Source organism: bacterium (assembly GCA_026398675.1).
Taxonomy (GTDB): domain Bacteria; phylum RBG-13-66-14; class RBG-13-66-14; order RBG-13-66-14; family RBG-13-66-14; genus RBG-13-66-14.
This window is the reverse complement of record JAPLSK010000330.1, coordinates 1-11726: the sequence shown is the minus strand read 5'-3', so window position 1 is coordinate 11726 and position 11726 is coordinate 1. Positions and strand designations below refer to the sequence as shown.

The window sequence follows — 11726 nt, the reverse complement described above, 5'->3', positions numbered from 1 at the left end:
AAAGGGGGCCGGTTTATTGGCCCCGCCTTAACACAGTAGGGCGGGGATTCATATCCCCGCCGTTTTTTTCTAATGCAGCCCTCACCCCCATCCACGTCGGCGCGCCGCTTCCACGGGGAGAGGTGGACTGCGGGCCGACCTAAAGGTCGGCCCCTACGAGGTTGACGCGCGATTCGCAACTGACCCGTAGGGGCGGGGCTCTTGACCCGCCCGCGGGCGACCGTGGACGGTCGCCCCTACGGGACGGATTCGCGGTTGGACGTAGGGGCGGGTGTCCACACCCGCCCGTTCGGTCATCCACCGCGGTTCGCACGAATGTAGAGCGGGGATTCTATCCCCGCCGTTTTTGCCCCTCACCCCGGCCCGTGAGCAATTGCTCCTCCCCCTGGGAGAGGAAACCGCTCGATAATAATTCGTTGATTATTAGGTGAATTACTTATAGAATATTTGTGAAAGTCCATACACTAAGAGGTGGTTAAAAAACGAAGAGGAGGTCGGTTACTATGAAGGGGAATATCGTTTCGTTACCGGCGGTCGTTATGTCTGTTGGTTTTTTCCTTTTCGTCAACACCGTTGATGCCGCTTACTTTAATATAGCCGTCCGCAGCGGCAGCCACCAGGTCGAGTTCGGCGAAGTTTGGTTAACCCACGGTGGTGTGGAAATACCCGGGAGCCGGGTGGACTTCAGCGTATACGGCCAGTTCGGTCCGGGCCAAACCCGTGTTTTGACCACGAAAGACCTCATGGGCGATATTACCGACGTACACCTGGCGCCTTACACCGCCGACGGCGGCGACTACGGTCCGGTAGATATCGGTCCCCCCGTGTCGCCGGGCGTATGGTACCCTCTGGACCCTGACGCTCGGGGTTACATCCTGGACGATACGCTGGCGGTGATGTTCGAGGACGCGACGGGCGTTGAAACGGGAAGCTGGGGGGAGATAAAGGCGCTTTACGAATAGCGGTTCGAACCACTAAAGATACTGAATGACGCCGATGTCGTTCAGGGAAAGCGCGATCCCCGGGTTGTGATCCGCCTCCTCGGCGAGGGCGCGGCGCAGGGTGTCGAGCCCCTCCTCCACGTTGCCGCGCAGCTCCTCGACAGTCCCGAGCCCAATCAGGGCCTTGGCCATGCCGGGCTTGCACCCAAGCGCCTCGAACCGCTCCACCGATGAACGGAAGGAGGCCGCCGCCTCGGCGAACCGGCCCGCCCGCTTTTTTACCACGTGACCCGGGTCAATCCTCCAGCTCAGGCGGATTCGCGGGGTCGAAGGCGGCCGGCTTTTGTTTTTCCCGGGTAAGGGCCGCCCGCGCCTCGTCCAGGGCCGCCGCGATGATCTCTTTTTCCGGCGGATGCCCCTCGAGGGCGTCCAGCGCCCCGACCGCGGCGACGAGGTACGCCGCAGCCTGGGGGAAATCGCCGGTATCGCGGGCGAGCAGCCCCAGCTCACCGAGGGACTGCGCCAGCCCCGGCGCCGCGTTCATCTTGAGAAACCCCAGGTACGCGGAGCGCAGGTAATCGTACGCCTTCCGGCGGTCCCCGAGCATTCGCAGCGCGGCCCCCAGGTTCAGCCGGCACTTCAGCTTTTCCACCGAATCCGGCATCCCCTCCACCCCGGCTTCCGCCTGGGCGATGAAACGTGCCGCCTCTTCCGTCTTCCCCAAAAGGCCGTGCAGCCTGGCCAGAATGGATTGGCAGTACGTGACCTTGTTTGCCTGGCCCAGCTTCTTGTAGATGCCCAGGGCCCTGCGCGTCGTGGCCAGCGCCCCGTCAACCTTTCCGGCGTTCGCCTCGGCCTGCGCCTTTTTGACCAGAATCTGTGCGTGCATGTTCGGCTCTTCGATCCCCTTGAGCAGCTTCAGGGCCTCCTCGAGGGCCTCTTCGGCGCGCTCGTGCTCCCCTGTGCGCGAGCGGGCGAACCCCAGATTAGACAACGTCTCGGCGGTGGCGCACGAGGTGTCCAGCTCCCGGAAGATGGAGAGCGCCCGTTCGCAAAGCCCCATCCCCTTCCTGTATTTGCCTATTTCGATGTACACGGCGGCGAGGTTGGAGAGCATAACCGCCTCGCCGAAGCGGTTGTTGCCCTTCGAGAAGAGAAATACCGCCTCCTCTAGTGACGACGCGCTCTTCCGGAACTCGCCCAGCTCCAGGTACACCAGGCCGAGGTTGCCCAGATAACCGACCAGAATCTCCTCGTTGCGGCAGTGTCTCTGGCTCTGGATGGCGGATTTGTATGACTCCTTGGCCAGGTCCAGCTCGCCCCGGTCGCAGTAGACGTTCCCCAGGTTGTTGACGGACCCGCTCTCCAGGGACACGTCGCCGATGACCCCCGCTATTCGGTGGGCGCGTTTGAAGTGCTCGATCGCGCTCTCGTACATGCCCCGGCGGTTCAGGATGACGCCGATATTGTTCAGACAAAGCGCGATCCCCGGTTTGTGATCCGCCTCCTCGGCGATGACGAGGGCGCGGTTCAGGATGTCGAGCCCCTCTTCCACATTGCCGCGCAGCTCCTCGACCGCCCCGAGCTGAATCAGGGCCTTGGACATGCCGGGCTTGCACTCAAGCGCATCGAACCGCTCGACCGAGGAACAGAAGGAGGCCGCCGCCTCGGCGAACCGGCCCGCCCGCTTGTGACAGGCGCCCAGATCGAGGTGGGTCCAGGCCGCTCCGACGTCGTCGCCCGCTTCCCGGAAGAGTCGCAGGGCTTCGCCCAGGGGGCCGAGGGCGTCGTCGTGCTGGTTCGCCATCCGCTCGACGAAGCCCAGGGAGCGCTTAAGGGTGGCCAGCTGGACGACGTCGCCGGCGCCGGAGATGCCCATGCCGTGGAGCACGATGTGCCTGGCCCGCCCGAACTCGCCCAGAGACGCCTCCGTTACGCTGATTCCCGTCAGGGCGTCCATCTGGATGCCCGGGTTCGCGAGCCGCTGGCCCGCGCTCATGGCCTGCATGTAGGTGCCCTTGGCAGTCTCGTGGTCGCCCGACTCCATCCGGCAGTAGGCGACGAGGTTCAAGAGCGCCGCGAGGTTGGTTTCGTCCTCGACCTCGGCGTTCAGGGCCTCTAGGATTTCGAGCGCCCCGTCCGTTCTCCCATCCAGGAGGAACCGGTAGCACTTCAGGAGCGCCTTTTTCCGATCCTCCCGGACGAAGCACGGGGGAGACAGGGGCGGGAAACCCGACCACTCAACCTTCAGGCGCAGCGAGCGCAGGGCTTCTTCCGGGGTTTCCATCCCACCGTCCGGGGTTGGGGTTTCCGGGTGCGCTAAAGAAATGATAAGGCATTACTAATATAGTCTAAAACAAGCCCTCCGTCAAGGTCTCCCGCCCCGACATCCGCTCCCGGCCGGGGGGAATGCAGTCAACTTCCTCCGACCCGGTCGAGCCGGGGGTTCCGACGGGGTTCCCGACGGCAGCCGGACCATCCGCCCTTTATTTCCCCCGGTAGGCGTCGTATAATCGCCGGGCCTTTTCAAAGACCATCGCCAACCCTACCCCGGAGGATGGCCACGATGCTGCCCCCCTTCAAAAACGAACCCTACGTGAACTTCTCGGAACCGGGCCCCCGGAAAAAAATGGAGGAGGCCCTGAAGCTGGTCGAATCGAAGCTCGGCCGCACATACCCGCTGGTTATCAACGGCGAGCACGTGGAGACGCACAGGACCTTCGACTCGCTCAACCCCGGTAACACGGACCAGGTGGTCGGCACTTTCCACAAGTGCACGGCCGAGCTGGCCGCCAAGGCCATCGAGTCGGCCGACGCGGCCTTCGAGAGCTGGCGTTTCGTCCCCGCCGAGCACCGGGCGCGCTACGTGCTGAACGCCGCCCAAATCTGCCGCGACCGCGTCTACGAGCTCTCCGCCTGGATGGTGTACGAGGAGGGGAAGAACTGGATCGAGGCCTTCGCCGACACCTGCGAGGGGATTGACTTCCTCGAGTTCTACGCCCGGGAGGCGCTTCGCTACGCCCGGTCGGGGGAGCTGACCCCCTGGCCCGGCGAGGAGAACGACTACTCCTATATCCCCCTGGGCGCGGGAGTGGCTCTCCCGCCCTGGAACTTCCCCTTCGCCATCATGGCCGGCATCACCGTGGCGCCCATCGTCGCCGGGAACACCATCTGCCTGAAACCCGCCACCCCGGCCCCGGCCATCGCCTGGCAGCTGGTCGAAATTTTCGAAGAGCTCAACCTGCCCCCCGGCGTGCTGAACTTCATCCCCGGCTCCGGCGGCGAGATAGGCGACCTCATCGTGGACCACCCCCGGACCCGGTTCATCAACTTCACCGGCTCCAAGGAGGTTGGTACGCGCATCTTCGAGCGCGCCGCCAAGGTCCACCCGGGGCAGAAGTGGCTCAAGCGGACGGTGCTGGAGATGGGCGGCAAGGACTTCATGGCCGCCGACGAGACCGCCGACGTGGACGCCTTCGTCGAGGGCGTCGCCGTGGCCGCCTTCGGCTACCAGGGCCAGAAGTGCTCCGCCGGCAGCCGCGCCATCGTCCACCGGAAAATCTACGACGAGGTGGTGGAGAAGCTCGCCAAGCGCATCCCCCAGATCGTCACCCACGACCCGACGGAGTGGATAGACGGCCCGGCGGTGAACAACCACGGCCCGGTCATCACCCAGGACTCCTACGACAAGATTCTCTCCTACGTTGAAATCGGCAAGAAGGAGTCCCGCCTTCTCTGCGGGGGCAGGCCGGTCCAGGTCATCGGCCGCCGGGGGTACTACATCGAGCCCACGGTGTTCGTGGACGTTCCCTGGAACGCGCGCGTGGCCCAGGAGGAGATTTTCGGCCCCGTCACCGCGGTGGTGAAGGCCAAGGATTTCGACGACATCGTGCGCATCGCCAACTCGACCCCCTTCGGGCTCACCGGCGCGCTCTACTCGCGCAAGAGGGAGAACCTGGAGCGCGGCCGGCGCGAGCTCTCCGCGGGGAACCTCTACCTCAACCGCAAATGCACCGGCGCGTTGGTGGACGTGCAGCCCTTCGGCGGGTTCAACATGTCGGGGACCGACTCCAAGGCCGGCGGCCGCGACTATCTCCTGTTGTTCCTGCAGGGGAAATCGGTGTCCGAGAAGCTGTAGCCGCCTCTCCCTGTCAGACGCGAACCATTCGTAGGGGCGGGTGTACACACCCGCCCGTTTTATTTACCCCTCTCCCCAACCCGTAGGCGCGCCGATCCCTAAAAGGGAGAGGGAGTCGCTGCAACCCGACCCCGTTTGCGATGACGTAGGGGCGACCCGTAGGACGAGTCCTCTGCGGTCGCCCGCGGGCCGACCGCATGTCGGCCCCTACGAAGGTTATACACGGTTCACATCTCACCCGTAGGGGCGGGTCTCCAGACCCGCCCGCATTCTCTGCCCCGACCCTCACCCCGGCCCGTAGGCGGGCACTCCCTGGAAGGGAGAGGGGGAACAGGCCGGCGCGCGGCCGCTCCATCGCCCCCTCCGTCCGTCCCCGATGGGCTCTGCGGCGTCGAACACATTTGAAATCGAAAAAGTGATATACTACCCCCCGGCGAGGGGGAAAACTTAACCGGAGCAAAGTAGTGTAGAACGGGATTTTTTTCCCGAAGTCTTAAAAAAAATTCCTAGTTCTCGCACCGGTGCTCCTCGCGGCAGGCCTCGGGTGGGTGCGGATACCCGCCCGATTTATATAACCGGGATTAAAAAAGCCAAGACACGTCTGGAAGCATCAGCGACAGCGTTATCCAGAGAGTTTTCCACCCGTGCAACTCGGTAAGGAGTCAAGCCGTTGAGCGCAACTTCATCGAAACCGCGCGTGCTGTTAAGCACCGTCTATCGTCGTTTCTCGGGCATCTACGTGGACTTCATCAACGACAACTTCCAGCACAAGCCCTGGAGCCCGTGCATGCCGCGCGATTTCAACATCGGCCTCCGATTCATCAAGCGCAACGTGCCCGAGGTGGAGCTGCTCGAGTTCCCGAATTGGGATGAGTACAAGGCCAAGCTGGCGGAAGGCTGGGACGTCGTCGGGTTCAGCCTCTACCAGAGCGAGATAACCGAGGTCGAGCGGATGATCGCGGAGGCCCGGCGCCAGGGTGTGCGCGAAATATGGGCGGGGAACTACGGCGCCCTCGACCCGCACATTGAATCCCTGGTGGACCGCACGGTCATCGGACCCGGCGAGAACGCCGTCGCCGAGCTCTTCGGACACCGGGTGCCCGACGACCAGATCAAACACCCCCTGGTGATCGGCAACTTGAGCATCAACCACGGAAAAATCAAGCTGATAAACGTGGCGATTCTCTACACCAGGCACGGCTGCCCGTACAAATGCTCCTTCTGCCAGGCCGCGGCCTTCGGGGGGGGGCACACCTTCAACATCAACGAGGAAGGCATCGAAAGCGTGCTCCGCAAGCTCAAGACCATGGGGATAAAATACCTCCTGCTCTTCGACGAGACCTTCGGCATAGACCCCGTGGCGAGCGACCACATCACCCTCCTCTTTGCAAAATACGGCTTCCGCTGGTTCGCGATGACCCGGGCGTCTATCGTGCTCCACAACCTGGACAACTGGTGCGAGCGCGGGCTCATCGCCACCTGCATCGGCGTCGAGGTCGTCTCCCAGCAGGTGCTGGACACCGTCAACAAAAAGCAGAAGGTGGAGGAGATAATCGAGTTCGCGCGCAAAACCAAGGAGAAGGGGCGGATCTACCGGATGATCAACTACATCGTCGGCCACGAGAACCTGGATGAGGCGGGTACCCTCCGGGACGTCTACCGGTTGGGGGAGATGGGCTTCGACGTCTTCGCCCTCAGTATCCTGACCCCCTTCCCCCAGACGCCGATGTGGGACCAGTTTGAATCCACCTACGGTATCTTCGACCGCGATTACCGGCACTACAACACCGAGCATCTGGTCTGGAACCACCCGTACATTACCCCCGAACGGATGAGGTTCCTGCACCGGGAGGCGCACCGGATACTCAACAGGCCGTTCAAGACGGCCGGCGGGATATTGAACCGATTGATTCTGCCCCGAAGGCAGTCGAACCGGTTGGCCTTGGACATGGGTTGATCGAGCGGCCGGGATTCGGGTCGAATCGGCCCATTGTGCCGATGGATGACGGAGGGGCGGGTCTTTTAACCCGCCCTTTTTTTATAATGCAGGACGGACCCGCAGGACGAGTCCTCTGCGGTCCGCCGTTTTACCCCTCACCCCAGCCCTCCCCCGGAGGGAGTTGCGGGAAACCGAGGAACCCCCAGACTCCGGGCCGGAACCGGTGTGCTATAATTCGGCGGGCGTGGCTCGTAACCGCTTTCCCGGAGAACCACCGTGACCCTGACCGACGGACGGCGAAGGCTCGCCAAGTGGCTGCTCGTGGCGGCGCTGGCCTTTTCGGCGGCCTCGGCGGTCTGGTACGCCATCGCGTTCGACTGGCTCTCTCTGGACGACGTCTACATCACCCTGCGCTACGCCCGCAACTGGGACGGCGGATTCGGCCCGGTTTACAACCCCGGTGAGCACGTCGAGGGCTATACGAACTTCGCCTGGATGGCGACGTTGGCGGGGCTGATGAAGCTGGGCGTGCCGGGACCCCTGGCGGCGAAGGTGCTGGCCGAGCTCTGCATCCTGGGGGCCATCGCATTTGCCTGGCTCCTGGGGCGGCGCCTGGGGGGAAAGGACTCGTGGGTCGGCCCGGCGACCGCCTGGGCCCTCGCCCTCTCATCGAGCTTCACCTTCTGGGGCCTGGCCGGGGCGATGGAGGTCGCCCCCCTGGCCCTGACGCTCACCGCCGGCTTCTACCTGCTCCTGGGCGATGAAAACGCCGACGGGCGGCGGCGGAGCCGTGAGCTGCTCGGGGTCGGGCTGCTCTTCGGCCTCGGCGGCCTCCTGCGGCCCGAGGGCAATCTCTTCACCCTCCTGGGGGTACTTTACGTCTGGCCGGGCCGGGAAGGGCGGCTCAAGCGCCTGCTCATCTACCTGTTGCCGACGGCGGTCCTGGTGGGCGGGCACGAGGTCTTCCGCCTGGCCTACTACGGCGACTGGCTGCCCAACACTTTCTACGCCAAGGTGGGCTTCAACGGCAAGCTGCTCCTGCGGGGCTTGGGATTTATGGGCGGCTTCATCCTGAGCCACCTGCCGCTGTTTCTGCTGGCGGCGGCCCTTCCCTGGCGCAGGCTTGGGCGACGTCTCGCCCCGATGCTCGCCGCCGTCGGGCTCTATTTCATCTATCTGGTCCTCATCGGGGGCGACTGGATGGCCTGGCGCCTGCTAGTGCCGGTTCTACCGATACTGGCGGTGACGGCGGGGCTGGGCCTGAACCGATTGCGGGGGCTCAATCTGCCGCTGCGGAAGGCCGCCCTGCCGGTCCTGGTCGCGGCCTCGGTGGGTGGGCTCTTCATGTTGTCCGCCTCGCTGGGCGAGCACGCCCACATCGGCGAGTACCGCTTCCATGAGACGCTGCACTTTCATACCGGCCACTGGCTCGCCGAGGTCAGCGACCCCGACGACACCATCGCCGTCTCCAGCGCGGGCATCATCCCCTGGCTGACGGGCCTGCGGGCCATAGATATGTTGGGGCTCAACGACCGGCACATCGCCCGGGAGGGGATAGACCTGGGCGGGCGGGCCACTCCGGGCCACGAGCGCTACGACAACGACTACATCCTGGAACGGAAGCCGGACTGGATAATCCTGGGGCTGACCTCGAACTTCCTGCTCTCGGGGCAGGAGCCGGCCTTCCTGCCCGACTACGACCTGATCACCCGCCGCGAGCTCTGGCTGGATTACCACGTAGTGATGCCGCCGCTCCCCACGCGGGCCATCCTCCACCGCCGCGACGACGTCGAGGGGCTGAAACGACTGGACCCCCGCTGCTGGACCCGGTTCTGGTACTTCACCCACCCCCTGGCGCGGGTGGCGACGTCCCCCCCGCCGCCGCCGATCTTCGGTTACTAGAGGAAGCTGCGTCACGGGTGGAGGGCCGCATCGCCGGTGCGGCTTTTTTTTATGTGCTCGGTAACGGTCTCCCCTGGTCCCCGACCGGTCGTCCACCCCCACCCGAGCCGCGACCCCGAGGTCGGCAAGAGCGGGCGCGCGGGCTCCCGGGTCCGGCCGTCACGACGACAACTGCCGCCGAAAATCCCCCCACCCGGTCGCGTCAACCCCGCGACCATTTAGTAAAGACAAGGGGTTTAAATCATTTGTTTACAATAAGATACGCCGACCGGACTTGACGCTTTAGAGTAATTGTGCTATTTATAACATGACTAATCCGGGCTATCAGCACTCGAAACGTGAAGGTAGCCGTGAACAAGCCCGCCGCAAGCCTTCTCCTACTCGCCACAACCCTCGTCATCGCCCCGAGCTGCGGTCGCGTGACTGACATCAGCGGGTACGTCCTCAAGTACGACGAGCCGTCGAGGCAGTCGCAGATCGTCTCCGACCCGCTGACGGCGGACCTCGCCGGGTACGACAGCCTCACGTACCGGGGCGTCGCCTGGGCCCGGCCCATCGCCGACGAGGCCGCCCGGATGTGGGACCCCGACGCCCGGTGCTACCTGGTCGCCGGCGTCTGGCTCGACGAGACGGGGGGCCTGGCGAACGCCCGGGACTTCCCCGAGTGGCAGTTCGAGTACTTCTCCGGGGACGGGAGGCTGCTCACCGTCTGGGTTGACTGGGGCGGTGCCGCAACCACCAAGTCCTGGCTCACCGAGGGGGGGTCCTTCGAGAAGCTGCCCGACTACTCCGACGGCCAGGTGGAGGACTGGATGCGCATCGCCGCCGCCGAGTTCCGCCGGCTCGAGGGGCGGAGGAACTGCGACCTCCAGCTCTTCCTCTGGTCGCTCTCGGGGAGCCGACTCGGCCAGCTCCAGTTCTACGCCGACCGGGACTGCGCCCGACTCATCGGCTACGTCACCTTCGACCTGGACTCGGGGGGCATCGTGGAGCGCCGGGTCGAGTGAGCCGTTGCCACACCGCCGGGCGTGGTTTATCATCGGGGACGACCCTTTTTTTATTAAATGTTCCTGCCGATGGATTCGCACGAAAAGTGGAGCCGGTTGCTCCTGCTGGGCGCGATCATCGTCGCCCTCGCGGGAGCCTTTATCTACGCCGACCGCTTTCTGTGGAACTCGGTGGACGACGCGTACATCTTCATGCGCTACGCCGACAACTGGCTCGCGGGCCACGGGCCGGTATTCAACCCCGGCGAGCGGGTGGAGGGCTACACCAGCTTCGGCTGGCTGGCGATGCTGACGGGGCTGATGGGGCTGGGCGTGCCCGGACCGGCGGCGGTGAAGATTCTGGCCGGGCTCTTCGGCGTGGGGGCCGTCATCCTGACCTGGCTTCTGGGGCGGAGACTGGGCGGGGAGAAGAGCTGGGCCGGTCCACTCGCCGCGTGGCTGGTGGCGCTGAACGGGAGCTTCCAGTTCTGGCACCTGGCCGGGGCCATGGAAACGGGCGCCCTGGCGGTGTGCCTGGCCGGGGGCTACTACCTGCTCCTCGGGCGGGAAGGAGCGGAAAAACGACGCCGCGGGGGCGAGCTTATCGGGGCGGGGACACTCTTCGGCCTGGGATTCCTGGTCCGGCCGGAGGGGGCGCTCTTCGCCCTCGCCGGTCTCGCCTGGCTGGTCTTCCGGAAGGACCGGGACTGGCCGCGGGTTTTCATCTTCCTGGCGCCCATCGCCGCCCTGGCCGGAGGGCAGCTCGCGTTCCGGCTCCTCTACTACGGCGACTGGGTTCCCAACACCTTCTACGTCAAGACGGGACTGAACTGGCGCCTCGCGGAGCGCGGTCTGGGCGACCTGGGCCGGTTTTTACTGTTCACCGCGCCGCCGCTCGCCTGCCTGGCGGCCGTCCGGTGGGGAAAAGAGGGGCGCAGGCTCTGGCCCATGCTCGCCGGCACGGCGGCCTACTGGCTCTTTTTCGTGATCATCGGCGGGGACTGGATGGTCTTCCGCCTCCTGGTGCCCACCCTGCCGCTGGTCTTCGTCGCCTCCGCCCTGGGCGCGGAGCGGCTGCTCGAAAGGCTCCCCAGAAAGAAACTTACCGTCCCGGCCGTCATTGCAATCTTCTTCGCCGGAAGCTGGGCGCTTTCCACCTTCTGGAGCGAGCCGACGCTAACCTTCGGCGACCTGCGGTACTACTCGGAGCGGCTCCACGCTACCGCCCACTGGCTCGGGGAGAACGCCGACCCCGACGACACCGTGGCGGTGACCATCGCCGGCGTGATTCCCTACTTCACCGGCCTGGAAACCGTGGACATGCTGGGGCTCTCCGACGCCCACATCGCCCGGGAAGGGGTGAAGATTCCCGGCCTGGGGAAGCCGGGGCACGAGTGCTACGACTCGGAGTACGTCCTGGGGCGCGCCCCGGAGTGGATCGCGCTGCAGCCATTCCCCGATTTATTTCTCTCCGGCGGGACGCCCGAGCTGACCAGCGAGCTGGACCTCACCCGGCGCGGCGAGCTCTGGGAGCGGTATCACCTCGTCGTGCCCCGGGCGGCCACGGTGACCGTCCTGCACCGGCGCGACGACCTGGAGGGCCTGGCGCGGATGGACCCGGCCGAGTGGCGCGACGCCTGGTACTTCGCACCGTCGTATGCCGTTTTGACCGAGAGGCCGCCCCCGCCGCCCGGTCCCTGACCTCAACCCGTGCCCTTTCGTCAATGTAGGGCGGGGACTTCAGTCCCCGCCGTGTTTTTAAGGAAGCCCTTACCCCGGCCAGTGCCTCGTAGATTGCGATGACGTAGGGGCGGACCTGA

The 11726-nt window shown here is 65.0% G+C and carries 8 protein-coding genes; 6 read left to right on the top strand and 2 right to left on the bottom strand.

The window, feature by feature from the left end; all coding sequences use genetic code 11:
* Nucleotides 1-539 precede the first annotated feature (539 nt).
* The gene (locus tag NTW26_09665) at nt 540-962 is read left to right on the top strand and encodes a hypothetical protein (GenBank protein MCX7022520.1); all 423 of its coding nucleotides are present in this window, start codon (nt 540-542) and stop codon (nt 960-962) included.
* Between the two features lie 12 nt (nt 963-974).
* Here NTW26_09665 and NTW26_09660 read toward each other — a convergent pair whose 3' ends face one another.
* Together NTW26_09660 and NTW26_09655 are read right to left on the bottom strand one after the other, a co-directional pair.
* Entirely contained in the window at nt 975-1226 is a 252-nt protein-coding gene (locus NTW26_09660; protein ID MCX7022519.1) for a tetratricopeptide repeat protein, read from the bottom strand.
* A 10-nt stretch (nt 1227-1236) separates the two neighbouring features.
* A complete protein-coding gene (locus NTW26_09655; GenBank protein MCX7022518.1) occupies nt 1237-3228 on the bottom strand; it encodes a tetratricopeptide repeat protein in 1992 nt (663 codons plus the stop codon).
* Nucleotides 3229-3498: 270 nt separating this feature from the next.
* Between NTW26_09655 and pruA the strand changes: the two genes are divergently transcribed.
* The 5 genes from pruA to NTW26_09630 all read left to right on the top strand — a co-directional run bounded on the left by pruA (nt 3499) and on the right by NTW26_09630 (nt 11607).
* Nucleotides 3499-5079, top strand: a complete 1581-nt coding sequence (gene pruA, locus NTW26_09650; GenBank protein MCX7022517.1) for an L-glutamate gamma-semialdehyde dehydrogenase — start codon at nt 3499-3501, stop codon at nt 5077-5079.
* 670 nt (nt 5080-5749) lie between these two features.
* On the top strand, nt 5750-7036 hold the full coding sequence (locus NTW26_09645; GenBank protein MCX7022516.1) for a radical SAM protein: 1287 nt from the start codon (nt 5750-5752) through the stop codon (nt 7034-7036).
* 258 nt (nt 7037-7294) lie between these two features.
* Entirely contained in the window at nt 7295-8920 is a 1626-nt protein-coding gene (locus NTW26_09640; GenBank protein MCX7022515.1) for a hypothetical protein, read from the top strand.
* Between the two features lie 350 nt (nt 8921-9270).
* Nucleotides 9271-9927 (top strand): hypothetical protein, encoded by a 657-nt coding sequence (locus NTW26_09635; protein MCX7022514.1) that lies wholly within the window; start codon nt 9271-9273, stop codon nt 9925-9927.
* Between the two features lie 69 nt (nt 9928-9996).
* The gene (locus tag NTW26_09630) at nt 9997-11607 is read left to right on the top strand and encodes a glycosyltransferase family 39 protein (GenBank protein MCX7022513.1); all 1611 of its coding nucleotides are present in this window, start codon (nt 9997-9999) and stop codon (nt 11605-11607) included.
* The last annotated feature ends 119 nt before the right edge of the window (nt 11608-11726 follow it).

Bases quoted from the DNA above. Each gene is read 5' to 3' on its own strand.
- NTW26_09630 (MCX7022513.1), top strand. From the start codon at position 9,997: ATGGATTCGCACGAAAAGTGGAGCCGGTTGCTCCTGCTGGGCGCGATC.
- NTW26_09655 (MCX7022518.1), bottom strand. From the start codon at position 3,228: ATGGAAACCCCGGAAGAAGCCCTGCGCTCGCTGCGCCTGAAGGTTGAG.
- NTW26_09665 (MCX7022520.1), top strand. From the start codon at position 540: ATGTCTGTTGGTTTTTTCCTTTTCGTCAACACCGTTGATGCCGCTTAC.
- pruA (MCX7022517.1), top strand. From the start codon at position 3,499: ATGGCCACGATGCTGCCCCCCTTCAAAAACGAACCCTACGTGAACTTC.